Genomic DNA, 26,069 nt, shown 5'->3' with positions numbered 1-26,069 from the left:
TCTCTTGAGGGTCTTCAGACCCGCGGAGACGAGGCGGGCGCAGCGTGCGGGACCTATACCGTCGGGTGCTCCGACCGGGACCACGCGCTCGACACGCCTACGCGATGCGCTGGAAGCCTTATGCCCGGCCCGGCCGCCCCCCTTCAGGGCCCCCCTTGAGGGCCCCCCTTCAGGGCCGACGACCCGCGGGGCGGCGCGGGACGACGTCCACGACGTCTTCCCCGACATCCGTGTCAGTGCGGTACGCCGAGGCCGTCGAGGACGATGCCCACGGCCCGGTCGAGCGCTTCTCCCTCGCTGAGGTCCGTGGCGTAGGCGAGGGCGCGGAGGAGGAGGGAGACGTCGGCGCCGGTGATGTCGGGACGGGCGGCGCCGGCGGCCTGGGCGCGGCGGAGCGCGCCGTCGAGGGCCGCGCGGAAGGCGTCGGCCGCCTCGGTGACCGGCTGGGACAGGCCCTTTCCGTCGTCGTCATGGGGCGGCAGCAGGTCCAGCAGGGTCATCTTCACCGGCCCGGCCGCCGCGAGGGTCTGCATGAGGGAGGCGAAGGCCGCGCCCGCGTCCTGGCTGTCGGCGAGCTGCAACGCCTCGGCGGTCAGCTTCTCCAGATAGCGGACCGCGGTGGCCTCGATCAGGTCCTGCTTGGTGGCGAAGTTCCGGAAGACGGTGGCGATGCTGACCCCGGCCCGCTGGGCGACCTCGTCGGTGGAGGCGGCCGAGCCCTTCTCGGCGAACACGTGCTCGGCGGCCAGCAGGACCTTCTCCCTGTTGGCGGCTCCATCGCGGCGCATACCGGACCCCTTTGAAAACGTAGTGAGCACTACGTATGATGCGTAGTGACGACTTCGCTTAAGGGTATGTCGCCGCGTCCTGGCGCGCCAAACGCGCGGAGCGACCGCGAGCGCGCCGAGCGACTCGCCCTGCGACCAGAGCACTGACCACAGCACTGACCACGGAACTGACCACAGCACTGAGGAGCACCACCCATGTCCGTGAAGGACGAAAACACCACTGTCGTGATCGTGGGCTCGGGCGTCGCCGGCCTCGCTCTCGGCGCCTTCCTCCTGCGCAGCGGGATCGACTGCGTCGTCCTGGAGCGGCGCAGCCGCGAATACGTCGAGCAGCGCCAGCGGGCAGGGGTCGTCGACCCCCGGGCGGCGCGCATGTTCCGCGAGCGGGGCCTGGCGGACCGGGTCCTCGACGGAGCCCCTTTCGAGCCGGTCCTGAACTTCCGGATCGACGGCGGGACACGGCCCTTCCGATACGTGACCGACGACCACGTCGACGGGCGCTTCTGCCCCCAGCAGGTGCTCGTACGCAACCTCATCGACGTGTTCGTCAGCGACGGCGGCGACCTCCGCTTCGAGGCCGAGGACGTGGTGCTGGAAGACGTCACCGGCCCCCGGCCGCGCGTGCGCTACCGCGACAGCACGGGCACGCCCCGCATCATCGCCTGCGACTTCATCGCCGGCTGCGACGGGGACCACGGCGTCAGCCGGGCGAGCATCCCCGCGCAGGAGCTGACCCGCCACGCCCACGAGTACGGGTACGCCTGGCTGACCGTACTGGCCGAGGCCCCCGCCAATCACCAGTCCATGATGGCCGTCCACGACCGTGGGTTCGCCGGCCAGTTCGCCCGCGGCCCGCGGGCGAGCCGCTTCTACCTCCAGTGCCCCCTGGACACCGCCGTCGAGGAGTGGACGGACGACCGTATCTGGGAGGAGGTCGAAGCGCGCTTCGGCGAACCGGTCGCCGTGAGGGGGCCGATCTCCAGCAAGACGCTGGTGCCGCTGCGCAGCGTCGTCCACGACCCGATGAGCTATGGCCGCCTGTACCTGCTCGGCGACGCCGCGCATATCGTGCCGCCCATGAGCGCCAAGGGCATGAACCTGGCCCTGCACGACGCCGATGTGTTCGCCGCGGCCGTCCTGAGGCAGGTCGAGGAGCAGGACGCGAGCCTGCTGGAGACCTACTCCGCCACCTGCCTGAAGCACGTGTGGAACTACCAGGCGTTCGCCGCCTGGTTCACCGACCTCATGCACGACGCGGGAGACGTCTCCTACCACGGTGAGTTTCGGCGCCGCCTGGCGCGCGCCGAGTTCGAGCGCCTCTACGACTCGGAGACCGCCAACCGGCTCTTCGGCGAGTTCCTCACCGGCCTGAACTGACGCCGCCCTGCCCGAAATGCGGCGGGCGCTCGGGGGCCGTGGCTCCGGGCAAGGGTCAGCGCGCGGTCCGAGCGGCCGTGGACGGCGCGTTCCCGGGCGTGGTCCACCCGGCCACCTCCGCCGCGAAGGCGTCCGCGAGTGCGCCTGAAGCTGGGGAGGGAGATCCCGTGGCGACTGCGGCGACTGCGGCGACGTAGCCGTCCGGCCGAATCAGGGCCGCCTCCAGCGTGGACCAGACCCCGGAGCCGGGCCGGGCGGCCCGTACGTCGACGCGGCGGGAGGCGAGGTGCGCGAAGCGGCCGGAGGGCGTGAAGTCGGCCAGCAGGAAAGCGTCCTGGCGCAGGGCGTGCAGCAGGGACGATCCGGCGAGAGCGAGGTCGGGCGCCCTGGTCCCGGCCAAGGGGTGGGCGCCGCCCGGCGCGGAGTAGGACAGGTCCAGCCCGGACAGCCACCCCGTCAACTCGCGTGCCAGGTCGCCGCCTTGCCCGATCAGGTCGCTGAACATCGCTCGCAGGGCCTCGCCTCCGGGCGTGAAGGTGTGCATGAGGGCGCCCTGGGCGAGGGTGTCGGCGGCGAGCCGCGCCGAGATCGGCCGGCGCTCGCTGTCGTAGTCGCACGGACCGCCGGTCAGCCGGTCGGGTGCCCAGCCGTGGTGTTCGGCCGCCAGCTTCCAGGCGAGGTTGGCGGCGTCCTGGAGGCCGACGTTGAGGCCCTGGCCGCCCGCGGGAAGGTGGATGTGCGCGGCGTCGCCGACGATCAATAACCGCCCGGCGCGGTAGCGGTCGGCGTTCCGGGTGCTGTCCGTGGCGTTCGTGATCCAGGACGCGTCGCGCACGCCGCAGTCGGAGCCGGTGATCCGCCGCAGGGTGGCCCGCAGCCACTCCAGAGACTGCGGCTGTGCCCGTCGTGCCCGTACCTCCTCGGCCGTGAGCCCTGTATCGGCGGGTTCGGTCCCGAACATCCGGTACTGGCCGTCGGGCAGCGGCACGATGCTCAGGCTGCCGGTGTCCCGGAACCAGCGGTGCGACGGCCCGGCGGGCGGATCGGCGAGCTCCACATCGGCGGCGAAGCCGACGAGGGAGGGGTCGGTGCCGGGAAACCCGATCCCCGCAAGGCGGCGGACCAGGCTGCGCGCGCCGTCCGCGCCCACCAGATAGCGGGCCTCGTGCACGTCGCCCCCGGTGTGCACCCGCACCCCCGAGGCGTCCTGCTCGGCCCCGGTCACCGGCCGGCGGTAGTGCACGGGGACGCCGCGTTCGCGCAGGCAGTCGGTGAGGGCCCGCTCGGTCCGCGCCTGAGGGAGCATCAGGACGTACGGGAAGGGGGTCTCCAGGGCCGAGTAGTCCAGCATCGCGGGCAGCGCCGCGAAATGCGCGCGGGGGATGGTGCGCCCCTGGTCGACGAGGGCGTCGGACAGCCGCCGCCCGCCGGTCTCCAACGCGGTGAGGACCTCCAGGGTGCGCGGGTGCACCGTGGTGGCCTTCGAGTGAACGCTGGGCCCGGCCTCGCGTTCGAAGACCTGTACGCGCACCCCCGCCGCGTCCAGCAGCGCGGCGGTCAACAGCCCGACCGGGCCGGCCCCGGCGATGACGACGTCCGTGGTCACCGGCCTTCCCCCTTCGGGCGCAGCAGCAGGACGCCGGCGGTCAGCCCGGTGGTGGAAGCGACGTGGATGGCGAGCGCCGCGCGGTTCGGCGCCCAGACGCCGGTGGTCGGGCCGCCGGACCACATGGCGGCCGTGAACCCGGCCGCCGCGGCGGCCATCCCCCGCCACGTCGCGCGCCCGCGGCGCGGTCCGGCCAGCACGCCGATGACGATGGCGCCCACGGCCCCGGCGGTGATCAGCGCCTCGCGCGCCATGTGGTACTGGACGTGGCCCTCGCCGTGCCGCACCTGCGGGGTGCGGTAGGTCTCGTCCGTAATGTGGGTGACGGTCTGCCAGACGGACGGAGCGGCGGCAGCGATGCCCGCCGCCGTGATCAGGGCGCCGGCGTTCTCGCGTGCGGTTCTCATGGTTCCCTCCAATGGGAGAACGTTAAGATAATGAACCTTACGGTAACTCGTCCGACCCCACCGCGAAAGGCCGCCAGTGCCCCAGGAACCCGCAACCGACTACGTCGACGGCATGGTCGACGTCCTCGCGCAGCAGTACGACCACGAAGCGCTGGAGGCCAAGGCCCTCGCGTACCGCCTGCGCCGCATCACCCACCGCCTGGAGACCGATCTCAAACGGGAACTCGCCCCGCACGGAATCGAGTTGTGGGCACTGGAACTGCTGGCCTGCCTCCTCCGCGCGCCCGAACACCGGCTGACGGCCAGTCAACTGGCCGCGGCCATGCAGCTGACCTCCGGAGCCGTCACCAACCGCGTGGCGAAACTGGAGGCCAAGGGGTGGGCCGTACGCGACTTCGCGCCCCACGACCGGCGCTCGGTCATGGTCAGCCTCACCCGGGAGGGCTCCGAACGCGCCCGCGAGGTCTTCGCCACCAAGACCGAAACCGAACTGCGCCTGCTCTCCGTGCTGTCCCCGGAGGACCACCGCCGGCTCAACGACAATCTGCGCACGGTGCTGCTCGCCTTGGGGGACCGCGAGAGGTGAGCGGGGGGCGAGCGCGGCGGGGGCGCCGGCCCGGCCGACCCCGCCGCGCCGTGTCAGTCCGGGGCCGCGTCAGTCCACGGCTGACGCGCTGTCGTTGCCGGCCGGAAGCCCGTCGGTCGGAAGCCCGTCGGCCGAAAGCCCGTCGGCCGAAAGCCCGTCTGCCGGAAGTCCGCCGGGCGGCGGCGCGTACCCGCGGGCGCGTACGAGATCGCGGGTGAGCCGGGTGAACGCGCGGGCGGCGGCGGTGCGGTAGGCGCCCTGCCGGTGCAGCAGGGCGACGGTGCGCGTGGGCAGGGGCGGTTCGAGGGGGACGGGGGAGAGGTGGGCGTGGTCGTGGGTGATGGCGTCGGGCAGGACGGTGGCCAGATCGGTGCGCCGCACGATTTCGGTCAGGGCCTGGATGGAGTTGGCCTCGACCGCGATGCGCGGGGCGGCCCGGTGGCGGGCGAAGTAGGCGTCGATGTGCCCACGCGTGGCGAAGTCGGCGCTGAGCAGCGCCAACTGACGGTCCTTCAAGGCGTGTACGGGCAGAGGGTCCGACGCCGCGCGAGGGCGCTGCGCGGCGGCGGTGACGAGGCTCAGGGTCTCGGTGAACAGCGGAGTGGGGGCGACGCCGGGCAGATGGTCCCCGGCGAAGGCGATGCCGAGATCGAGGTCGTCGGCGAGCAGCGCGGCTTCGACGCGGTCCTGGGTCGTCTCGACGACGGTCAGTCCGATGCCGGGGTGGCGGGCGTGGAGCTCGGCGGTGAGCGGGCCGGTGAGATAGGCGGTGAAGGTGGGGGTGACGCCCAGGCGCAGGTGGCCGCGGGAGAGGTCCTGGACGTCGTGGACGGCGCGCTCGGCGGCGGCCAGATCGCGCAGGGCGCGCCGGGCGTGGTCGGTGTAGACGGTTCCCGCGTCGGTGAGCCGCACCGTCCGCCCCGTACGGTCCAGCAGCCGCACGCCCAGGGTGCGCTCCAATTGCCTGATCTGCTGGGAGAGCGTGGGCTGGGAGATGTGCAGGTCCTCGGCGGCGCGGGTGAAGCTGCCGTGTTCGGCCACGGCGAGCAGATACCGCAGGTGACGCAGTTCCAGAACGGCCATGGCACAACTATAGATGTGACCACTGACTTCTATCGATAACAGCTCTTGGACGCTATAGGTGCAGCTCATGCATGGTGGGTCCCAGGCCGGTCGACAGCAGACCGATCCGGCCGGCCCAAGGCCCCGAGGGGCCGATCACCACCGGAGGGAGTGATCCATGCAGGACCTCGCCGAGGGCGTCGCCCGCTTCCGGCGCGACGTCTTCCCGGCCAAGGCGGAGCTCTTCGCCCGCCTGGCCGCCCACCACGGCCCGCACACCCTGTTCATCGGCTGCTCCGACGCCCGCGTCGTGCCCGAGCTGATCACCGGCGCCGAGCCGGGCGACCTGTTCGTCATCCGTACCGCCGGGAACCTCGTGCCCGCCCACACCCCCGGCGCCGACGGGGTGGCGGCGAGCGTCGAGTACGCCGTCGCCGCGCTGGGCGTGCGGTCCATCGTCGTCTGCGGGCACTCCGCGTGCGGCGCGATGACCGCCCTGGCCGAGGGCCACGACCTCGGCGGCGCCCCGGCCGTCGCCGCCTGGCTGCGGCACGCGGACGCTGCGCGGGCCCGTACCGCCGCCGCGGGCGACGTCGCGGCCCTGGTGCGCGGGAACGTCCGCGCGCAACTGGCGAACCTGGCCACGCACCCGTCGGTCGCACGCGCCCTGGCGGAGCGGAAGGTCACGCTGTACGGCTGGGTGTTCGACATCGCGACCGGCCGCGTCGAGGACGTGCCCGCCGCGGGCCCTGCCGCACTCGCGGCCTGACCCTGCCCGCCCCCACCGAGAACCCGCCCGCCCCACCGAAATCCGCTATGGAGAAGGAAGGAAGTGCCCATCATGGCGCACGCCCAGTTCAACCCCACCGCCCGCGAGGCCCTCGCCGACGCCGCCGTCGAGGCGAAGGTCCGTAAGAACCTGACGTGGCAGGAGATCGCCGACGCCGCCGGACTGTCGCCGGCCTTCACCACCGCCGCGGTACTCGGCCAGCACCCGCTGCCGCCGCAGTCCGCGAAGGCGGTCGCCGAGCTGCTGGACCTGGACGACGACGCGGCGGCGCTGCTCCAGACCATCCCGACCCGCGGCTCGATCCCCGGCGGCGTCCCCACCGACCCGACCATCTACCGCTTCTACGAGATGATCCAGGTCTATGGAACGACCCTGAAGGCGCTGATCCACGAGCAGTTCGGGGACGGCATCATCTCCGCCATCAACTTCAAGCTGGACGTGCGGAAGGTCGCCGACCCCGAGGGCGGCGAGCGCGCCGTCATCACCCTGGACGGCAAGTACCTGCCGACGAAGCCGTTCTGATCCGGTGCCGGGGACCGTTCTCCGCCCGGTCCCCGGCACCGCTTCACGACATGGCCCCGCACCCCATCCCTTTCGTCATCCCTTTCGTCGTCTTCGGAGGACCTCCATGGACTTCGCCCAGCGCACCATCGACATCGCCCGCCGGAACGTGGCCGAGGGCGGCCGCCCGTTCGCGACCGTCATCGTCAAGGACGGCGAGATCCTCGCCGAGAGCCCGAACCTGGTCGCCCAGACCGCCGACCCCACCGCCCACGCGGAGATCCTCGCCATCCGCGAGGCGTGCACGAAGCTGGGCGCCGAGCACCTGACCGGCGCCACCATCTACGTGCTGGCCCACCCGTGCCCCATGTGCCTGGGCTCCCTGTACTACTGCTCCCCGGACGAGGTCGTCTTCCTCACCACCCGTGACGCCTACGAACCGCACTATGTCGACGACCGCAAGTACTTCGAGCTGAACACGTTCTACGACGAGTTCGCCAAGCCCTGGCAGGACCGCCGGCTGCCCATGCGCCACGAGCCGCGCGAGGACGCCGTCGACGTCTACCGCTTCTGGCAGGAGAACAACGGCGGCGAACGCCGCGTCGCCGGCGCCCCCGCCGCCTGAGGCCCGCGGCCGGCGCGACGGCCGGGCGCCCGCCCGCTACGAGACCGCGAGGTGCTCACAGCGCCCCGCGGCCGGGCTGCCCGCGGCCGGGGCCCGGCCGTCCGTCGTGCCCCCGCCGGAAGGCCGTCGGCGGCAGGCGGTAGTACGCGACCGGGCCGAGCTGCCCGGCCAGGGCCGGCCGCAGGACGAGCAGGGCGACGGCCTCCCTGGCGATCTCGCGGGACAGCGCGGCCTCCCGCTGCCACTCGACGACCCGCTTGGCCCGCGCCGCGTCGATCGTGGTGGTCACGGAGACGAGCAGCAGCACGGCGAGCAGCGCCACGAGCCGGTGCAGCCACGTGGCCCGGCGGCGGTCCCGGTCATTCCGCGCGGCCTCGGCGTCCTCGGCGGCCGCACCGGCGTCCAGGAAGGCCCGCTCGCGCACGGTCAGCCACACGCCGCCCGCCCGGTCGAGGCCCTGGGCCGTCGCGAGACGGATGCCCCGGTACAGGGCGCCGTCGTCCTCGCCCAGCTCCTCCCACTCGTGGGCGGCTTCGGCGAGCCGGCCGTGCAGGCGCAGCCCGTCGCGGTCCTCGTCGAGCCAGGCGCGCAGCCGGGGCCAGCAGTGCGGGAGCGCCGTATGGGCGAGGGCCACGCGGTCGTGGTCGAGGGTGAGCAGGCGCGCGGCGGCGGCGCGTTCGAGCACGGCCGCCGTATCCTCGGGGCAGCCGTCGGGGAAGTCCAGTTCGGCGCGCCGAAGGCGGTGTTCCGCGCCCTCGCCGAGAGCGGCGAGGCGCAGGAAGACCTGCCGGGCGGTCGCGCGCCGTACGTCGTCGAAGGAGGCGTACAAGCGCTCCGCGGCCTGCGCGAGCGCCCCCTCGATGCCTCCGGCCGTCTGTAACGCGGCCAGAGTCAGCGCATGGCCCCGTCTTCGGCGCCAGGTCTCCAGCAGCGCGTACGAGAGGAGGGGCAGCGCGCCCGCCTCGCCCCGCGCGTGCGTCATCAGCGTGGCGAGCAGGGCCCCTTCGACGCTGAGCCCGGCGCGCCGGGCCGGCTGCGTGACGGCGCCGAGCAGGTCGTCGGGGCTCATCGGACCGACGACGACCTGGGCGCCGGGCAGCGCGTCGCCCAGCTCGCCGTGGAGGGCGCAGTGCGCGGAGAAGTCCGCCCGTACGCCCAGCACCACGCGGCAGCGGCTGTCCGGCGCCCGGACGGCGGCGAGCAGTCCGGCGATGAAGGCGGCCCGCCGCGCGTGCGACGCGCACCGGGTGAAGACCTCCTCGAACTGGTCGACCACCAGGACGATCTCCGTGCCGCCGCCCTGAGCGGCGGTGACGCGGCGTACGACCCGGTGCAGCCCGTACCGGCCGTCCGCCAGCTCGCTCCGCAGCGGTCCGGGGGCGGTACGGGCGGCCGTGGCGAGCTGCGCCGCGCACTCCTCCCAGGGGCTCGGCCCCGGCGTGAGGACGACGGCGGTGCGCTCCTCCGGCGCGGCCCGTAGGCGCGGCAGCAGGCCGGCGCGCAGGATCGAGGACTTGCCGGAGCCGGAGGGGCCGAAGAGGACGACGAGCCGCTGCCGTTCGAGCCGCGCGACCAGGTCCTCGACGAGGCGCTCCCGTCCGAAGAACCAGTCGGCGTCCTCGGGCTGGAACGCGGACAGCCCGGCGTAGGGCGGCCGGTCCCCGCCCTCCCCGCCCTCCGAGATCCCGCTGTCCCGTTCGTCGCCCCGCGCGCCGGCCTCGGCGTCGGCGGCCGCGATCTGCGCGGCCACCTCGTGCCATCTGCGCTCCCACTCGTTCACGTCGCCCTCGCAGGCGCGGACGTAGGCGAGAGCCACCGTCCGCGAGGGCAGCGACCGGCCCGCGGCGGCGCTCGACAGTGTCGCTATCGAATAGTGGGCGCGCTCCGAGAGCTGACGGTACGTCGGGTTCCCGGCCTTCTGGCGCAGCCGGCGGAGGTCCGCGGCGAACCGGAGGGCCGGGGTGTCTCCCGCGTCCAACGGGCGCTCCCTACGGGGCACTGGCGACACCTCCCTCGTTGCCCCGAATTGTTCATCAGAGGGGCACGCGGGCACCAGTGTTCTCGATGTTTCAGAAATTCATGTACGCGATCGTCAGGCGAGCTTGCCGCCCCACAGGACGGTCTCGACCTTCTGCGTTCCCGGGTCCCAGAACCAATGGGAGAGCTCGCCGTCGGCGGCCTTGGAGAAGATGTGCTGCTGGTCGTAGGGCGTGAAGGCGTAGGAAGCCGGATCGGCGTGGCATTCGCCGCCCCAGTCCGCGTAGGCGACGCCGCCCTGCGGGGTCCACCACCAGTGCGCGAGGGTGTTCTGCGGAGTCCGCGCGAATACGTGCTGCTGGTCGTGCCAGACGAATCCGTGCGGGTTGCCCACGAACTTCTGCGGCCCCCAGCTCACCGTCTCCACCCGCTGCGTGCCCGGGTCCCAGAACCAGTGGAAGAGGGTGTCATCGGCGGCACGCCCGAAAATGTGCTGCTGGTTGTAGGGCGGGAACACATAGCTCACCGGGTCGCTGAAGCACTGGCCGCCCCAGTCCGCGTAGGCGACGCCGCCCTGCGGGGTCCACCACCAGTGCGCGAGGGTGTTCTGCGGGGACCGCGCGAATACGTGCTGCTGATCGACCCAGGCGAACCCCGACGGGTTCCCGGAGAATCCCTGACGCCCCCACTCGACCCGCTCCACCTTCTGCGTCGCCGGGTCCCAGTACCAATGGAACAGCGAATTGTTGGCGCCCTTCGCGAAGATGTGCTGCTGGTCGTACATCCCCCAGACATACGTCGCCGGGTCGCTGTAGCACTCGCCGGCCCAGTCCGCGTACGCCACACCGCCCTGGGGCGTCCACCACCAGTGCGCCAGCGTATTGTCCGGGCTCCGGCCGAACGCGTGCTGCTGGTCGTGCCAGACGAACCCGTTCGGCTTCCCCACCAGCTTCTGCGCGCCCCACGTCACCAAATTGACCCCGGAATCCGGCGTCCAGTACCAGTGCGACAGCGTATTGTCCGGCGCCCGGCCGAACGCGTGCTGCTGATTTCCCCATTCATACGCCGACGCCCCCGGCACCGTCGTCACCGGCGGCTGCGGGTGATTGAGCCGGGCGGCCTCCTCGATCATCGCGCGGGCCTTCGACTCGGACTGGTCGTAACGGCCGGGGAACGCGGACCGCTGTACGCCCTGGGCGACTTGGCCGGCGCTCCAGCCGGGGTTGGCGCGGTCGACGCCTATCGCGCGGGTGAAGAAGGAGTTCGAGGCGTACGCCACGTTCATGCACTGTTCGCGGGTGCCCCAGCCCTGGCTCGGGCGCTGCTGGAAGACGCCGACGGAGTCGCGGTCGCCGCAGCCGAGATTGTTCATGTGCGACTCGACCCAGCCCGCCTCGAACCCGGCGAGCATCACCTTGTCGTTCACCCCGAGATCGCTGCCCACCTTGTAGACGGTCTTGGTGACCTCCACATCGTGGTTGGGCGGCACCGCACAGGCGATCCGCGGGCTGAGCTCCGTAGCCGGCACGTGATCGCCCGGCGGCGGCTTGCGCGTCCCGGCGTGCGCGACCGGCGCCCCGAGCGCCCACGCGCCGACGGCGAGCCCGCCGAGCTGGATGACGTTGCGTCTGGTGACCAAGGGGGGTCCCTGCCTCTCGTGATAACGGCAACGGCGGGCAGCGCCGGCGGCAGTCCTTCGCCTGTGCCCGCGGCGGCGCCTGCCATGGATGCGGCAGTGCCTGTCGCCGACCGGCGCGATGACCGCGACCGCCCGGTCGGCTGCCCCTTGCTTAGCAAAAGCACGTTGTTCGCACTCGGGCCACAGCACCGAACAATCAAGATCCGAACAACACCCCCGGCCGTCCCCCGGATCAAGAGCTCCGCGCCGTGACCCCGCGGTCGGGCCCGGACCCCGGGCGGAGACATCCCCCGCCCCTCGGTCTAGCGTGTGCTGACAGGCGGGGCGGGGCCGGGGGCGGCCGGCGGGAATCGACGGGGCTGGAGGGGCTGTGGCTGTGGGCGGAGACAGTGGGAGAGACGCCGCCGAGGGGCTGCCGCGGCTGCGGCTGGACGAGCTGCTGGAGGAGTTGCAGGTACGGGTCAACGCGGTGCGCGGCACGCGGGACCGGGTGCACAGCCTCCTGGAGGCGGTGCTGTCCGTCGGCAGGGAGCTGGATCTCCCGCAGGTGCTGCGGAGGATCGTGGAGGCGGCGGTCGTCCTGGTGGACGCCGAGTACGGCGCGCTCGGCGTCGTCGGCGCCGAACAGCGGCTCTCGGAGTTCCTGCCGGTGGGCGTCGACGACGAGCAGCGGGCGAAGATAGGGGCGTTACCGAGCGGCCACGGCCTGCTGGGCGAGCTGATCCGCCACCCGGAGCCGCTGCGGCTGGCGGAGCTGTCGGAGCACCCGTCGTCGTACGGGTTCCCGCCGGACCACCCGCCGATGCACTCGTTCCTCGGGGTGCCCATCCGCGTGCGGGGGGAGGCGTTCGGCAATCTCTACCTCACCGAGAAGCGCGGCGCGGGGGAGTTCGACGCCGAGGACGAGGCGGTGCTGACGACGCTGGCGGTCGCGGCGGGGGTGGCCATCGAGAACGCCCGGCTGTACGAGGAGGCGCGCGGCAGGGAGCTGTGGCTGGGGGCCGGCGCGGAGGTGACCAGCAGCCTGCTGTCGGGGGCCCCGCGGCGGCAGGTGCTGGAGCTGATCGTCGAACGGGCCCGGAGCATAGTGGCCGCGGACCTGGGCGTGCTCGCGATCCCGGTTGAGGGAGCGGAGGGGCTGCGTATCGCGCTGGCGACGGGCGAGGGCGCCGAGGCGCTCAGCGGGCTGCCGCTGCCCCGGCGGGACGGGTTCATCGGCAGGGCGTTCACCACCGGTGAGCCGGTCGTCAGCCGCGCCATGGAGGACGATCCGCGGCTGGGGGAGGACGCGTCCCGGTGGGCCGGGCTGGGGCCGGCGGTGGCGGTGCCGATGGGCACCGGGAAGAGCGCGCGGGGTGTGCTTCTGGTGGCCCGGAGCACGGGTCGGCCGCCCTTCACCCCCGCGGAGTCCGCGCCGCTGCTCGGCTTCGCCGGCCAGGCGGCGCTGGCGATGGAACTGGCCGAGCGGCGCCGGGACGCCGAGCAGATCGCGCTGCTGGAGGACCGCGACCGGATCGCCCGTGACCTCCATGACCTGGCCATCCAGCGGCTGTTCGCCACGGGCATGACGCTGCAGAGCGCGCGGCGGTTCGTGCACCACCCGGAGGCGGTCGAACGCCTGGAGCGGTCGGTGGACGACCTGGACGCCACCATAAAGATCATCCGCTCGACGATCTTCGGGCTGCGTACGCACGAGGGGAGCGCGGGCGCAGGGGGACTGCGGAGCCGGGTGGCCGGGGCGGTGGCCGTCGCGGCCGGCACGCTGGGCTTCGCCCCCGCCGTCCGGATGGAGGGCCCCGTCGACACCGTGGTGCCCGCCCCGGTGACCGAGCACGCGATGGCGGTGCTGGGGGAGGCGCTGAGCAATGTCGCCCGGCACGCCGGGGCCACCGCGGTCGAGGTGCGTCTCGTCGCCGGGGAGGGGGCGCTCACGCTGACCGTGACGGACAACGGCACGGGCGTCGCGGACGACGCGTCCCGCGCCTCCCGCGGCGGATTGAAGAACATTGAGGAACGGGCGGCGGCCCTCGGAGGCACATCGACCCTGGACGAGCCCCGCGGGGGAGGCACCCGGCTGCGGTGGCGGGTTCCGCTGCCGGGGGACATGCCGTCCGAGTAGCCGGCGGTCGGCCGCCGCCCGGCTCCATCAGGTCGCGGGCTCCGGCACGTCGGGCAGCGTCGGCGTCAGGTGTCAGGACGGGGGCCACTCCAGCTGGGTGGCGAGGACGGCGGCCTGTACGCGCCGCTGGACGCCCAGTTTGGCGAGCAGCCGGGAGATGTGGTTCTTGACGGTCTTCTCCGACAGGTACAGCCGCAGGCCGATCTGCCGGTTGGTGAGCCCTTCGCCGACGAGGACGAGGATGTCGCGTTCCCGCTGGGAGAGGCCGGCCAGAACGGGCGAGCCGGCCGGGGGATCGGCGGAGTCGGCACGGAGGTTCCGCATCAGCCGCGCGGTGGTGGCGGGGTCCAGCAGGGACTGCCCCGAGGCCACCGTGCGGACCGCCGAGACGAGGTCCGACCCCTTGATCTGCTTGAGTACATAGCCGGCCGCCCCCGCCATGATCGCGTCCAGCAGGGCATCGTCGTCGTCGAACGAGGTGAGCATCAGGCAGGCCATGGCGGGCAGTCGGGACCGCAGGTCGCGGCAGACCATGATGCCGTCGCCGTCGGGCAGCCGGATGTCAAGGACCGCGACGTCCGGGCGCAGCGCCGGCCCCCGGGCGAGGGCCTGGTCCACCGTCCCGGCGTCGCCGACCACGGCGATGTCCGGCTCGGAGCCGAGCAGATCGGTGAGGCCGCGCCGGACCACTTCGTGGTCGTCGAGGAGGAACACCCGGATCGGATCGTCCGGTGAGAACGCCCGCGCTTCGGTCATGACGGCCCTCCGTACCCGCTGCCGGAACTTCCCGCAACGTTCGATGGTCGCTCACCCGCGGGCCGTCCGACAGGGCTGAACGGCCCTTTCACGGGATCAAGTCGAGGACGTGATGATTTGTTCTCCGCACCGTGCGACACCTCGCGACAGGGACGCCTTCCGCTGTCACCCTGCCAGCAGGGAGCGCGAGGGGGGCGGACCGATGCGCAGTGCCCGGTACCCGAAGACGCGGCTTTGGCGGTGGCGGCGCAACGCGCTCCGGCGGCGCGCCGACGCCGCCGAGGCGTGGATCGTGCTGGCCGTGTGGGCGCTCGCCGCTCTCGGCGGGGCCGCCGTCGGCTGGACGTCCGCACAGGCGATGGAGGCGACGCTCGCCCGGCAGCGGGAGCAGACTCACGCGGTGCCGGCGGTCCTCGCCGAGGACGCCCCGGCCGCGCTGCCCGCGACAGCCGGCCAGGGGCGCGACGGCCGGGTACGGGCGCGGGTGACGTGGACGTCCCCGGACGGCTCCGCACGCGCGGGACAGGGGTGGGTGAAGCCCGGCGGCAGGGCCGGAACGAAGGTCACCACCTGGCAGGACCGGCGCGGCAGGATGGTCCCACCGCCCGCCACGGACGTCGCGGCGGCCTTCGAGGCGGCCGGCGCCGGGGGCTTGGCGGCCGGGGCCTGGATCGGCGCGGTGCTGGCGGCCGGCTGGTGCGTACGGGCGCGGCTGGACCGGCGGCGGATGGCGGCGTGGGAACGGGAGTGGGGCGAGGTCGGCCCGCGATGGCGGCGGACGGCGGGCTGACAGGGCCGTCTGTCTCCCCTGCCTCCCCTGCCGCCGCGCCGCCACGCCGTACGGCGCGGGAGCGCCGGTCACCTCGGGAGTCCGCTGCCGTACGGCGCGTACAGGTCCAGCAGCCTGGTGCGCGCGGCGTGCAGCCGGTGCGCGAGGACGCGGGCCACCCACTGTGCGACGGCCGCGCCCAGCTCGGGGTCGGCCGCGCACATGCGCCGGACCTCGACCGCGTCGAACTCGTACGCCCGCACCGGGCTCAGCGACGCCGCCCCGAGCTGCCATACGTACGGGTTGAACATCCAGGACCAGCCGACGAGTTCGCCGGGTCCCAGGGTCCCGATGACGGGGGAACGGCGGCCCGGCACATGCATGTCGAGGGTGACGGCCCCGGTCCGTACGATCCAGAACCGGTCCGCGTGCCCGCCCTCCTCGAAGATCCGTACGCCTTGCGGGAAAGCGGCCTCGCGAGCGACCAGCATCAGCTGCTCGCGGTGCTCGGCGGGCAGACCGCCTGTCGTGCACGTCGTGATGGTCATCGCTGCGTCTCCTCCTGGAACGGGGGCCGATGCGGTGGGATGACCAGCGTCCGGCGGGCGGAGCGGCCCGCTCCAGGGGCCGACCGGGCAGGAGCGGGGGCCGACCGGCCCCGCGCGCGTCGTCCATGTCCGCGCCGCCTGTCCCCGGCCCCGGGGGGCCGACAGAGCCGGGTGACCTCCGAACCCGGCCGCTACTTCCAGGGACAGCGGGGGAGGCCGGGCATGGGGTCCTGAGCGGTCCACAGGTGGTCGGCGGGGATGCTGCCCCAGCCCTTCAGGGCGGGGAACTGGACGATTTCGTCGCCCTGGGTGTAGTACCAGACGTTGTTGCCGCCCGGATGCGGATCGCCCAGCGTCCAGCAGACGAACCAGCTGGTGGAGGTCTTCAGCCGGCCGGTCACCGGAGCCGTGAAGTACGCCCGGCCGTAGAGGTCGCCGGGCTTGTTCTCGCAGTAGAGGTCCTTGGAGAAGGAGTTGCCGAGGGTGTCCGCGTGGTGCATGCCCTCCCGCAGATGACAGGTGCGCGCCGACCCGGCCGGGGAAGCGGCGGACGCCGGGACCGTGGACAGGACGCCGGCGCCGGTGAGCGCGGCGGCGGCCAGGCCCGTACGGAGCCGGGCGGCCCGGCGGGGAACGGAGGGACTCATCGCCCGCCGCCCGCCGCCTGGTTCAGGCCGGGCGAGGTCACGCCCGGTACGCAGGCCGGCAGCCCGGGGAACGGGTCCACCGTCGTCGTCAGCCGGTAGGCCGGAACGTAGCCCCAGCCCTTGCGCTGCGGCCAGTTGAGGATCCTGTCGCCCTGGGTGTAGTACCAGATGCGGTTCTTGCCGGCGTGCAGCTCACCGGTCTCCCAGCACACGAACCAGCTCAGGGTGGTGACGAGCTTGCCGACCACCGTGGCGTAGTTCTCCGCCTTGGCGTAGACGTCGGCGACGACGTTCTCGCAGTACAGGTCCGAGGTGAAGGTCTTGCCGGTGAAGTCGGTGTGGGAGACGTTCTTGCGGAGCTGGCAGATTCCGGCGGCGCGGTGGGCGGCGGACGCCGGGGCGCCGTGGGAGGAGGCCGCCGTCCCGGCTTCGCGCCCGGCGGTCCCGGGCGCGCCGGCCGCGGCCGGCGACTGTGTCACGAGAACCGCCGTGACGGCGACGGCCGACGCCAGCAGACCGCGCGGCACGCCCCTGCGGCCCCGCCCCCCTCGTGCTCCTCCCGGCGCCGCTCCCGAAATCCTCATCGCGCTCATCACCGTCCGCCTCCCGTCGTCGCCGCCTCGTCGCGCAGCGCCCACGGGCACTTGGGCACGCCCGGAGCCGGATGGGACCCCGAATGGACCAGGTTGGCCGGCAGATAGCCCCAGCCCTTCGCGGAGGGACGGGAGACGATCTCGTCGCCCTGGGTGTAGTACCAGAAGCTGTTCCCGGCCGGGGTCGGGTCGCCCGTCTTCCAGCACACGAACCAGCTCCGGGTCGTGAGCATCCTGGCCACGACCGGGCTGTCCGAGAACGACTGGAGCCGTATGTCCCCGCGCGAGTTGTCGCAGACCACGTCGTGGTCGAACCACGCGCCCGTCCAGTCGGTGTGCTGGCTCCCCTCACGCGTCACACACGCGGCGGCGGTCTGTGCCGCCGCGCCCGCCCGCTCCGCCGGGCGGGCCTGGGCCGTCCCCGGCACGAGGGCCGCGGCGCCCAGGGCCAGCACGGAGGCCAGGCACGCCCCGGCCCTCCCCGCCCCGGTTCTGCGCGCGGCCCGTACGGCCGCGGCCGACGGTGGATTCACCATGATGTGACGCTCCTTCCGGATCGGCGCTCCCGCCGGATCGGCGCGGAGACGGTGTGCAGGTACGAGGCCACGTCCCGGTACGAGCGCAGGAAGCCGACCTCGTGGTACCGCAGTCCGCGCCGGGCGCAGTACGCGCGCGTCAGCTGCCGGGCCCGCGGCAGGTTCTTCTGCGGCATGGCGGGGAAGAGATGGTGCTCCACCTGGAAATTCAGACCGCCGTAGAGGAAATTCATCAGCGGCGACGGACGGATGTTGCGCGAGGTGAGGACCTGTCGCTCCAGCCAGTCCAGCGACTCCTCCGCGCCGTCCCGTATGTCCATTCCTTTGTGGTTCGGGGCGAAGAGCAGCCCGAAATACACGCCCTGCACGGCCTGCTGGACGACGATGAACACCACGGCCTGGGCGGGGGTGAGGACCCAGAACGCCAAGGAGAGATAGACGGCGGCCCGGACGGCGATGAGCGCCGCTTCCACGGCGGGCCGTTCGACATCGCCGCGCCGGATGAGCCGTACGGCGTTGCGCTGCATCTTGAAGAGCTCCAGGACGAGCAGGACGAAGAACAGCACGCTCTGATAACGCACGATGAACCGCTGGTGCCCCCGGCGGGACGGATACTGCTTCAGGTCGAAGATCGCCGTGCGGCGGCCGATGTCCGGGTCCAGCTCCAGGTGGTTGGGGTGGGAGTGGTGACGGTTGTGGTGGCTCACCCACCAGCCGTAACTCACCCCGTTGACCAGATTGGCGTGGACCAGCCCGACGGCCGTCGACAGCCGTTTGCCGCGGAACATCGCCTTGTGCCCGGCGTCGTGCCACATGAACGCCGACTGTGCTCCGCAGAAACCCATCCACACCGCGACCGCCGGCTGCCACCACGAGGCGCCCAGGGCGAGGAACGCCGTGAATCCCAGCGCCAGGAGAGCGGTATTGAAGGCCAGTTTTCCCACGTAATACAGCGGCCGGAGTTCCAGCAGCCCTTCGGCCTTCACCTGTCGCAGCAATTCCGCGAATGACGCCGACGGCGCCGGCGGCGCGACACTTCCCTCTGGAGCCGGCATCTGCGATCCCCTCTGTTCCCGCCGGTCGTGTTCCGGCGGGCGTATGCGGCAGGCGTGTTCGGCAGGCGTGTTCCGGCGGGTACGCGCCCTCAGTGTGGCCGCTGCCGCTGACAGCCCGCTGAGGAGCCGCTGACGGCGGGGCCCGCTTCCGCCCGGCGGTCAGCACGCTGTCAGCCGGGTGTCAGACGGGCGTGTCAGGATCCGGCTCGTGGGGCACATTCGTCTTCGGCCGGGGGAGGTCCGTACGCGATGGATTCCGTCGAACAACTCCGCCCGGCACAACAGTCCCGCCCCGCGACCGCCCCGGCCGCCGCGCCGCCGCGCAGCTACGCCTCGTACATCGCGGGCCGGGACGCCGGAAGTGGCGACTGGGTCTACACCGTCAGCTCCCGCTCCCTCCTGGAGGACGTGTTCGCCAGCGTCGCCCTCAAACGCCGACTGGAACGCGACCCTCACTCCGCCGCGGCCGGCCACCCCTACGTCGTCGGCCGGGTCGCGGTCACCTCGCCCGAGGACAACGAACGGGCGCTGCGCGCCGCCCGCGAGGCCGCCCCCGTCTGGGCCGCGGTCCCCCTGGAGGACCGCATGCGGCTCGGCGCCGCCTTCCGGGCCCGTCTGCTGCGCCACGAGGAGGAGTTCCTGGGCCTGCTGACGGCCGAGGCGCACCCGCGCGCCCTCGCCCGCTGGGAGCTGAGCTGTCTGCTGGAGACCTACAGCGACGAGACCCTCGCCTGGTGCCGGCGGCAGATGCACACCGAGATCCGGCACGGCGGACGCCGCCTGATCGTCCGCCGGCAGCCCGACGGCGTGGTCTGCCTGAACCCGCCGCAGAACGCCCCGGCCCCCAGCGCCGCACTCGCCGTGCTCGCCCTGATGGCGGGCAACGCCGTCGTCGTACGGGCCCCGCGCAGCATCGCCCTGAGCACCCTGTACGTCCTGCGCGACCTGGCCGTACCGCTCCTGGAGGACATGGGCGCCCCGCCCGGCACGCTGAGCGTGGTGTGCGGCAACCCCCGCTCCACCATGGACCGCTGGCTGGAGAGCCCGTACGTCGACGACGTCTTCTACATCGGCGGCTGCGAGGAAGGGATGCGCGTCCAGCAGAGGTGCGTGGCAGGCGGCAAGAAACCCGTCCTGGAACTGGCCGGCAACGACACCGTCGTGGTGTGGGCCGACGCCGACCTCGACTGGGCCGCCGAAGCGGCCTGCGAGGCGTTCTACGGCTCCGGGCAGATCTGCATGGTCCCCAACCGCGTCCTGGCCCACCCCGCCGTCGCCGACGAACTGACCGCCCGCATCGCCGAGAAGGCCCGCGCGGTGCGGCCCGGCTACCCGGAGGACACGGGCGTGCTGCTCACGCCCGTACGCCGCAGCGAACGGTTCTTCGCGCTGCTCGACCAGGCCCTCGCCGGCGGCGCCCGGCTCGTGTGCGGCGGCGCGCGCACCGAACTGGACGGCGCCCGCTCGGCCACCGGCGTCTTCCTGGAACCGACCGTGGTCCGGGCCGACGGCCTGGACCGGGCCGCGCGCCTGGACGTGGTCCGCGAGGAGACGTTCTTCCCGCTGCTGCCCGTCGTCGCCCCCGCCCCCGCCGCCGACGACCGCCTCCTCGACGACATGATCCGGTTCGTGAACGGCAACGCCTACGGGCTGCGCAACTCGCTGTGGACCCGCTCGCAGTCCGTCGCCGACGCCTTCGTACGCCGCGTCACCAACGGCGGCCTGCTCAAGGTCAACGACTCGCACATCGGATTCCTGCCCTACCTGCCCGGCCACGGCGGCACCGGACTGACCGGCGGCGTCCACGGCGAGGCCAACTACCCCATGCTCAAGACCTCGCATCTGCAGGGCGTCAGCGTCTCCGCCGGCGTCAGTCCGCTGCGCGCCGTCTTCGGCGACCGGCCCCACTGACCCGGCCGCCCCCCCCCGCGGCACACACCTCGGAGGTGTCCCCGTGCGCTCACTCGACCAGGCTCGCGCCGTCTGCGAGCGTTACCACCCCGGCCTCGGCCAGGCCCTCGAAGCCGTCCCGCCCACCGCCCGGGAGGCCCCCGGCAGCCCCGTCATCGACCTCTTCCGCAAACACGGCGGCGTCTCCCTGCTGGTGCCCCGGCGGTTCGGCGGCCAGGGGGCGGACCCGGTCGACGGGGTCCGCGTCATGCGCGCCATCGGCTCCTACTCGCCCTCCCTGGCCGCCGCCGTCGCCATGCACCACTTCACCGTCGCGATGCTCTACGCGCTCGCCGCGGAGACCGGCCGGCTCACCCCCGCCCAGTCGGCGGTCCTCGGCCGGGTCGTCCCCGAACAACTGCTGCTGGCCTCCGGCTGGGCCGAGGGACGCACACGGCAGAACATCCTGCTGCCGTCGGTGACCGCCCGCCCCGACGGCGACGGCTACCGCCTCAACGGCGGCAAGAAGCCCTGCAGCCTCTCCCGTTCCATGGACCTGCTCACCGCGAGCATCGCCGTCGAAGGCCCCGGCGGCGCCTCCGAACTGGCCCTCGCCCTGATCCCGGCCGGCTCCGAGGGCATCAGCGTCCAGCCGTTCTGGGGCAACGACGTGCTGGCCGGCGCGGAGAGCGACGAAGTCCGGCTGCGGGAGGTGTACGTACCGCGGGACCTGGTCATCCACACCACCGCCGAGGACCCGCACCGCCTCGACGACCTCCAGCAGGCCGGTTTCGTCTGGTTCGAACTGCTGGTCGCCGCCGGCTACGCGGGCGCCGCCTCGGCCCTGGCCGGACGCGTCCTGGACCGCGAACGCGGCAGCGTCCCGGACCGCTCCGCCCTCGCCGTACGCGTCGAGTCCTCCTACGCGCTGCTGGAGGGCACGGCCCGCGCCGTACGCGACGGACTCGCCGGCGATGACGCGGTCGCCGCCGTCCTCGTGGCGCGTTTCGCCGCCCAGGAAATGCTCGGCCACGCCGCCGACCTGGCCCTGGAACTCCTCGGCGGCATCGACTTCATCCGCTCCGGCGACAGCGCCCTGCTCGCCCACTCCGTACGGCCGCTGGCCTTCCACCCGCCCTCGCGAACCAGCACCGCCGACGCGCTGGTGGCCTACTTCTGCGGCGCGCCCCTGATCCTGTCCTGACGCCACCGCCCCGCGCGCCGTCCTCCCGCCCCGCCCCGTACCGGAACCGGAGGCATATCCGTGACACCCACGCCCCTCCCCGCACCCGCCGGGACGGCTGCCCCCGCCACCGGGGCGGAGACCCTGCGCCTGTACCGCGCCCACCTCGGCAAGGGCCGCGCCACCCTCGCCGAACTCTTCGGCAGCCACCTGGAGGTCTCCTCCCGCGGCGCCTGGCTCACGACCGCCGACGGCGAGCGGTTTCTGAACTGCGGCGGCTACGGCGTCTTCCTCACCGGCGCCCGCCACCCCACCGTCATGGACGCGGTGCTGCGTCAGCTCCACACCCACCCCACCGCCACTCGCATCCTCCTGGAACCCACCGTCGCCCGCGCCGCCCAGGCCCTGACCGCCGTCACCCCGGAGGGACTGGACCGGGTGCACTTCGCCCTCTCGGGAGCCGAAGCCGTCGAGACCGGCCTGAAACTGGCACGGGCGAACGGCCGCCGCCGCACCGTGGCGATGCGCGGCGGCTACCACGGCAAGACCCTCGGCGCCCTGTCCGCCACCGCCAAGGACGTCTACCAGGCGCCCTTCCGGCCGCTGCTCCCCGACGTCACGCATGTGCCCTTCGGCGACGCCGCCGCCCTGGAACGCGAACTCGCCGCCCATCCCGGAGAGGTGTGCGTCCTGATCGAACCCGTCCAGGGGGAGGGCGGCGTGATCCTGCCGCCGCCCGGCTATCTGCGCCGGGCCGAGGAGCTCGTACGGCGCCACGACGGCTTCCTCGTCCTGGACGAGGTACAGACCGGCCTGGGCCGGCTCGGCCGGTGGTGGGGCGCCGACCTGGAAGGCGTCACCCCCGACGTCCTCCTGGCCGGCAAGGCGCTCGGCGGCGGCATCGTGCCGGTCTCCGCGGCCGTCGCCACGCGCGAGGCGTTCCGGCCCTTCGACAAGGACCCCTACGTCCACACCGCCACCTTCTCCGGCCAGCCCCTCCTCATGGCCGCCGTCCAGGGCACCCTGCGCGCCATCGAGGAGGAGGACCTGATCACCCGCGCGCGGGAGCTCGGCGAGCGGCTGCTGCCGCAGATCCGCGCGGCGGTCTCCCGGACCCTGGGCGCCCTGGCCGTGGACGTCCGCGGCCAGGGCCTGCTCATCGGCGTCGAACTGGCGGAGCCGGGCCTGGCCGGGGAACTGCTGATCGAGCTCCTCAACCACCGCGTCATCGGCAACCACTCGATGATCGGCAGCTCCGTCGTCCGGTTCACCCCGCCCGCCACCCTCACCGACGAGGAGACCGGGTTCTTCCTCGCCGCCCTGGAACAGGCGTGCCGCGCGCTCATCACGGGCGGCGTGCGCATGCCGGACGACGGAGAGCGCGTATGAGAAGCGTCGAACTGGCGGCGACCGTGCGGAACGAGAAGGCGCCGCGCGTCCTGGACACCGTGATCGGCTGGGAGCACTATCCGCGCCTGGCCCCGCACGTACGGACCACCACCGTGCACGAACGCGGCCCCGCCGACGGCCGCTCCAGCTGGGAACTGCGGTTCCGCAGCGGGCTGCTGAGCTGGACCGAGCGGGAGGAGTACGACCGCGACGCGCTGCGCGTCACCTTCCGGCAGACCGACGGCGACTTCGAGGAATTCACCGGCCACTGGGAATTCGCCCAGGCGGGCGACGACGTCCGCGTCCGCTTCGAGGCCCGTTTCGACTTCGGCATCCCGAGCCTGGAGGGCATCCTCGACCCGATCGCCGAACGGGTCATCGGGGAGACCGTCGCCTGGGCCGTGCACGGCTTCTTCCCCGACGTCGACCTCTCCGTGCCGCTGGAACCGTCCGCCGAAACGCCCCACGAAACGCCCCACGAAACGCCCCACGAGACGGACCGCGAAACGGACCGCGACGTCCGCTGAAACGGCTGCCGGAAAGGCCGTCAGACCTTCCGACGCCCTCCCCGCCACCCCTCCGAGGACACTCCCCAGGACTCAGGACTCAGGACTCAGGACTCAGGACTCAGGACCCGCCATGGACCAGGCCAACCCCTTCGACACCCCCACCACCGCCGCACTGCACCGCAGCGAATACCTCGTCGCCTTCGCGGTCACCACCGGCCTGATCATCGCCCACGCGGGCGAGATCCGCTGGTTCCAGGCCATCGCGCTGTTCCTTTACATCGACCTCGTCGGCTATCTCCCCGGCGCCGTCGCCTACCGCCGCAGCCGCACCAAAGAGATCTCGAAGGTCTACTACGTCCTCTACAACACGATGCACAGCGTCGTCACCCAGGGCGCCGTGGCCGCCCTGTGGTGGTGGCTCATCGGCCCCGAATGGGCCCTGCTGCTGCTCCCGTGGCACCTCTTCGGCGACCGCGGCCTGTTCGGCAACTTCTACAAACCCTTCGGCCTGCACTTCGAACCGGCCCCCGAACCCGGCTACCGCGCCTTCCTCGGCGGACTGCACGGCCCCCTGCTGGAGCGGGCGCCCGCACACCACGGCAAGAAGCAGCCCCGCCCGGTCGGCGCGGGCCGGTGACCGTACGGCCCCGGCCCGGTACGCAACCCGGCCGGCGCCCGCGAAGGAGGAGACCAGCCCGATGACCACCACCCCCCGGCCGGACCCGGCGACACCCGGGCCGGCGGCCCCCGAAACGGACTTCGACACCGCGCCGGGTCTGCTCGAAGGCGCCATGGACCTCACCCTCACCGCCGACCGCTGCGACCTCGCGTACTGGTTCCGCCACGTCGCCCAGGGCACCCTCCGCGACCGGGCCGTCTCCGGACACCGCGACACCACCCCGACGCCCGGCCACATGCGCCGCCCCGGACCGCTGCGCGAGGCCATCGTCCTCGAACTGGGCCAGCGCGCCCTCGCCGAGGAATACGCCACCCGGCTCCTGGCCCACTACGTCGCCCTCGCCCCCGGCGTCCCCGAAATGGAGTTCTACGCCACCCAGCTGGTCGACGAGGCCCGGCACAGCCGCATCTTCCGCCACCACCTGACCGAAGTCGGCCTGCCCGCCCCGACGCTCCTCGCCGACCTCGCGGAACGGAACGCCGACTACTGCCGCCGGGTCCTGGATCCGGTCGCCGACTTCACCTTGGACATCGTCCGCGACCGGGCCGACTTCGCCGGCGGCGTCGCCGTCTTCACCATCGTCATCGAGGGGGTCCTCGCCCCCGCCGCCGAGCTGAGCGAACGCAAATGGAGCCGCCTGGACCCGGCCGCCGCCGAACTCTCCCGCACCGCCGCCATCGACGAGATACGCCACCTGACCGTCGGCAGCTCCATCCTCCGCGACCACCTCGCCCGCCACCCCGGATACCGGTCCCGGATCGTCGAGATCCTCCACGCCGGGCGCGAGCTGTGGGACAAGGTCCCCGACCGGGAATTCGTCCTGGCCCGCGAGGAACTCTTCCAGCAGGGCCTCGGCGAACACGCCGACGTGGTGGGCGACCAGGAACTGTGGCCCGGCCGCCGGCTGGCCGACACCACACCGGGGGAGCGCTACGCCGCCGCCGAACGCTGGACCGACGAGATGGCGGAGGTCCGCATGCGGTACATGGGCCTGGAGGACGCCATCGGCGTCCTCGGGGGTGCGCGATGACAGCCGCCCCGCCGCCCACGGCCGTACGGCCCGTGCTCACCGGCATCGGATCCTGGCTGCCGCCGGACGTCGTGACCAACCACGACCTCGAACGGCGCCTGGGCACCGACGACGCCTGGATCCGCAGCCGTACGGGCATCCGCCGCCGGCACCACGCCGCCCCCGGCACCACCACCGGCGACCTGGCCGTCGAGGCCGGCCGCCGGGCCCTGAAGTCCGCCGAGGAGCCCACCGCGGACGCCGTCGTGCTGGCCACCGCCACCCCCGACCGGCGCTGTCCGGCCACCGCGCCCCACGTCGCCGCCCGCCTGGGCCTGAGCGGCGTCCCCGCCTTCGACATCGCCGCGGTGTGCAGCGGCTTCCTCTACGGCCTGGCCGCCGCCGGCGGCCTGCTGGCCACCGGCGCCGCCCGCCGCGTCCTGCTCATCGCGGCCGAGACCTTCAGCACCCTGATCGACCCGCGGGACCGGAACACCGCCGTCATCTTCGCCGACGGCGCCGGGGCCGTCGTCCTCCGGGCCGGGGCCGACGGCGAACCCGGCGCGTTCGGCCCGGTAGCCCTGGGCAGCGACGGCGACCTGGGCGACCTCATCGAGATCCCGGCCGGCGAACGGTACCTGCGCATGCAGGGCCGGGCCACCTTCCGCCAGGCCGTCGAACGGATGGCCATGGCGTCCCGTACGGCCGTGACCGACGCCGGCTGGCGGCTGGCGGACGTCGACCGGCTCGCCGCCCACCAGGCCAACACCCGCATCCTGAACGCCCTCGCCGACGAACTCGGCCTGCCGTCCGGACATCTTCTCTCCAACGTGGAACACGTCGGCAACACCGCCGCCGCCTCCATCCCGCTGCTCCTGGACCACACGTCGGCCGACGGCCGGCTGCGCCCCGGCCACCGCGTCCTCCTGACCGCCTTCGGCGCCGGCCTCACCTGGGGCGCCACCACCCTGCGCTGGCCCGACCTGCCCGTACGCCGCGACACCGTCTGAAACAGAAACAGAAGGAGCG

26 protein-coding genes are annotated in these 26,069 nt (G+C 73.0%); 14 read left to right on the top strand and 12 right to left on the bottom strand.

Annotated elements, in window-relative coordinates; genetic code table 11:
- Positions 1–233: 233 nt before the first annotated feature.
- Positions 234–788, bottom strand: coding sequence for a helix-turn-helix domain-containing protein (locus AB0I49_RS13775; protein WP_363227135.1), 555 nt, complete (start codon positions 786–788; stop codon positions 234–236).
- A 195-nt stretch (positions 789–983) separates the two neighbouring features.
- On the opposite strand from AB0I49_RS13775, the gene AB0I49_RS13770 reads away from it, so the two are divergent.
- Positions 984–2,165 carry a 4-hydroxybenzoate 3-monooxygenase gene (locus AB0I49_RS13770; protein WP_363227134.1) on the top strand — a complete coding sequence of 394 codons (1,182 nt, stop codon included), beginning with the start codon at positions 984–986 and terminating at the stop codon, positions 2,163–2,165.
- Positions 2,166–2,220: 55 nt separating this feature from the next.
- Here AB0I49_RS13770 and AB0I49_RS13765 read toward each other — a convergent pair whose 3' ends face one another.
- Positions 2,221–3,771 (bottom strand): FAD-dependent monooxygenase, encoded by a 1,551-nt coding sequence (locus tag AB0I49_RS13765; RefSeq protein WP_363227133.1) that lies wholly within the window; start codon positions 3,769–3,771, stop codon positions 2,221–2,223.
- Positions 3,768–4,178: a hypothetical protein gene (locus AB0I49_RS13760; protein WP_363227132.1), complete on the bottom strand. Its 411-nt coding sequence runs from the start codon at positions 4,176–4,178 to the stop codon at positions 3,768–3,770. The genes AB0I49_RS13765 and AB0I49_RS13760 overlap by 4 nt, the downstream gene beginning before the upstream one ends.
- Positions 4,179–4,254: 76 nt before the next feature.
- Between AB0I49_RS13760 and AB0I49_RS13755 the strand changes: the two genes are divergently transcribed.
- The gene (locus tag AB0I49_RS13755; protein ID WP_363227131.1) at positions 4,255–4,764 is read left to right on the top strand and encodes a MarR family transcriptional regulator; all 510 of its coding nucleotides are present in this window, start codon (positions 4,255–4,257) and stop codon (positions 4,762–4,764) included.
- A gap of 69 nt (positions 4,765–4,833) precedes the next feature.
- On the opposite strand, the gene cynR is transcribed toward AB0I49_RS13755, so the two are convergent.
- The gene (gene cynR, locus AB0I49_RS13750; RefSeq protein WP_363227130.1) at positions 4,834–5,847 is read right to left on the bottom strand and encodes a transcriptional regulator CynR; all 1,014 of its coding nucleotides are present in this window, start codon (positions 5,845–5,847) and stop codon (positions 4,834–4,836) included.
- 157 nt (positions 5,848–6,004) lie between these two features.
- Between cynR and AB0I49_RS13745 the strand changes: the two genes are divergently transcribed.
- From AB0I49_RS13745 to AB0I49_RS13735, 3 genes are all read left to right on the top strand, one after another.
- A complete protein-coding gene (locus AB0I49_RS13745) occupies positions 6,005–6,595 on the top strand; it encodes a carbonic anhydrase (RefSeq protein WP_363227129.1) in 591 nt (196 codons plus the stop codon).
- A 72-nt stretch (positions 6,596–6,667) separates the two neighbouring features.
- On the top strand, positions 6,668–7,138 hold the full coding sequence (cynS, locus tag AB0I49_RS13740) for a cyanase (protein ID WP_363227128.1): 471 nt from the start codon (positions 6,668–6,670) through the stop codon (positions 7,136–7,138).
- Between the two features lie 106 nt (positions 7,139–7,244).
- Positions 7,245–7,742 (top strand): nucleoside deaminase, encoded by a 498-nt coding sequence (locus AB0I49_RS13735; RefSeq protein ID WP_363227127.1) that lies wholly within the window; start codon positions 7,245–7,247, stop codon positions 7,740–7,742.
- 55 nt (positions 7,743–7,797) lie between these two features.
- Here AB0I49_RS13735 and AB0I49_RS13730 read toward each other — a convergent pair whose 3' ends face one another.
- Positions 7,798–9,720: a hypothetical protein gene (locus AB0I49_RS13730; protein WP_363227126.1), complete on the bottom strand. Its 1,923-nt coding sequence runs from the start codon at positions 9,718–9,720 to the stop codon at positions 7,798–7,800.
- Positions 9,721–9,834: 114 nt separating this feature from the next.
- The gene (locus tag AB0I49_RS13725; RefSeq protein WP_363227125.1) at positions 9,835–11,358 is read right to left on the bottom strand and encodes a hypothetical protein; all 1,524 of its coding nucleotides are present in this window, start codon (positions 11,356–11,358) and stop codon (positions 9,835–9,837) included.
- Positions 11,359–11,734: 376 nt separating this feature from the next.
- Between AB0I49_RS13725 and AB0I49_RS13720 the strand changes: the two genes are divergently transcribed.
- Positions 11,735–13,477: a GAF domain-containing protein gene (locus AB0I49_RS13720; protein WP_363227230.1), complete on the top strand. Its 1,743-nt coding sequence runs from the start codon at positions 11,735–11,737 to the stop codon at positions 13,475–13,477.
- Positions 13,478–13,549: 72 nt separating this feature from the next.
- On the opposite strand, the gene AB0I49_RS13715 is transcribed toward AB0I49_RS13720, so the two are convergent.
- Entirely contained in the window at positions 13,550–14,233 is a 684-nt protein-coding gene (locus AB0I49_RS13715; protein WP_363227124.1) for a response regulator transcription factor, read from the bottom strand.
- Positions 14,234–14,435: 202 nt separating this feature from the next.
- Here AB0I49_RS13715 and AB0I49_RS13710 point away from each other — a divergent pair, with 202 nt between their 5' ends.
- Complete coding sequence (locus AB0I49_RS13710; protein ID WP_363227123.1) at positions 14,436–15,023, top strand: hypothetical protein; 588 nt, start codon at positions 14,436–14,438, stop codon at positions 15,021–15,023.
- 68 nt (positions 15,024–15,091) lie between these two features.
- Here AB0I49_RS13710 and AB0I49_RS13705 read toward each other — a convergent pair whose 3' ends face one another.
- The 5 genes from AB0I49_RS13705 to AB0I49_RS13685 all read right to left on the bottom strand — a co-directional run bounded on the left by AB0I49_RS13705 (position 15,092) and on the right by AB0I49_RS13685 (position 18,324).
- Positions 15,092–15,550: a cyclic nucleotide-binding domain-containing protein gene (locus AB0I49_RS13705; protein WP_363227122.1), complete on the bottom strand. Its 459-nt coding sequence runs from the start codon at positions 15,548–15,550 to the stop codon at positions 15,092–15,094.
- 191 nt (positions 15,551–15,741) lie between these two features.
- A complete protein-coding gene (locus AB0I49_RS13700; RefSeq protein ID WP_363227121.1) occupies positions 15,742–16,197 on the bottom strand; it encodes a hypothetical protein in 456 nt (151 codons plus the stop codon).
- Positions 16,194–16,676 carry a hypothetical protein gene (locus AB0I49_RS13695; RefSeq protein WP_363227120.1) on the bottom strand — a complete coding sequence of 161 codons (483 nt, stop codon included), beginning with the start codon at positions 16,674–16,676 and terminating at the stop codon, positions 16,194–16,196. The genes AB0I49_RS13700 and AB0I49_RS13695 overlap by 4 nt, the downstream gene beginning before the upstream one ends.
- A gap of 113 nt (positions 16,677–16,789) precedes the next feature.
- A complete protein-coding gene (locus tag AB0I49_RS13690; protein ID WP_363227119.1) occupies positions 16,790–17,326 on the bottom strand; it encodes a hypothetical protein in 537 nt (178 codons plus the stop codon).
- On the bottom strand, positions 17,320–18,324 hold the full coding sequence (locus tag AB0I49_RS13685; protein WP_363227118.1) for an acyl-CoA desaturase: 1,005 nt from the start codon (positions 18,322–18,324) through the stop codon (positions 17,320–17,322). Before AB0I49_RS13685 ends, AB0I49_RS13690 begins: the two co-directional genes overlap by 7 nt.
- Before the next feature lie 306 nt (positions 18,325–18,630).
- Between AB0I49_RS13685 and AB0I49_RS13680 the strand changes: the two genes are divergently transcribed.
- From AB0I49_RS13680 to AB0I49_RS13650, 7 genes are all read left to right on the top strand, one after another.
- Complete coding sequence (locus tag AB0I49_RS13680; protein ID WP_363227117.1) at positions 18,631–20,292, top strand: aldehyde dehydrogenase; 1,662 nt, start codon at positions 18,631–18,633, stop codon at positions 20,290–20,292.
- Between the two features lie 43 nt (positions 20,293–20,335).
- A complete protein-coding gene (locus tag AB0I49_RS13675; protein ID WP_363227116.1) occupies positions 20,336–21,475 on the top strand; it encodes an acyl-CoA dehydrogenase family protein in 1,140 nt (379 codons plus the stop codon).
- 54 nt (positions 21,476–21,529) lie between these two features.
- Positions 21,530–22,843 carry an aminotransferase class III-fold pyridoxal phosphate-dependent enzyme gene (locus AB0I49_RS13670; RefSeq protein WP_363227229.1) on the top strand — a complete coding sequence of 438 codons (1,314 nt, stop codon included), beginning with the start codon at positions 21,530–21,532 and terminating at the stop codon, positions 22,841–22,843.
- Positions 22,840–23,370 carry an SRPBCC family protein gene (locus tag AB0I49_RS13665; protein WP_363227115.1) on the top strand — a complete coding sequence of 177 codons (531 nt, stop codon included), beginning with the start codon at positions 22,840–22,842 and terminating at the stop codon, positions 23,368–23,370. Before AB0I49_RS13670 ends, AB0I49_RS13665 begins: the two co-directional genes overlap by 4 nt.
- A gap of 112 nt (positions 23,371–23,482) precedes the next feature.
- On the top strand, positions 23,483–23,989 hold the full coding sequence (locus tag AB0I49_RS13660) for a hypothetical protein (protein ID WP_363227114.1): 507 nt from the start codon (positions 23,483–23,485) through the stop codon (positions 23,987–23,989).
- A 61-nt stretch (positions 23,990–24,050) separates the two neighbouring features.
- Positions 24,051–25,061 (top strand): VlmB-like protein, encoded by a 1,011-nt coding sequence (locus AB0I49_RS13655; RefSeq protein WP_363227113.1) that lies wholly within the window; start codon positions 24,051–24,053, stop codon positions 25,059–25,061.
- A complete protein-coding gene (locus AB0I49_RS13650) occupies positions 25,058–26,050 on the top strand; it encodes a beta-ketoacyl-ACP synthase III (protein WP_363227112.1) in 993 nt (330 codons plus the stop codon). The genes AB0I49_RS13655 and AB0I49_RS13650 overlap by 4 nt, the downstream gene beginning before the upstream one ends.
- Positions 26,051–26,069: the final 19 nt, after the last annotated feature.

It is taken from the genome of Streptomyces sp. NPDC050617 (assembly GCF_040654795.1).
In the GTDB taxonomy this organism is placed as follows: Bacteria; Actinomycetota; Actinomycetes; order Streptomycetales; family Streptomycetaceae; genus Streptomyces.
The sequence above is the reverse complement of the archived record's forward strand: the minus strand, read 5'-3'. Positions and strand labels throughout refer to the sequence as shown.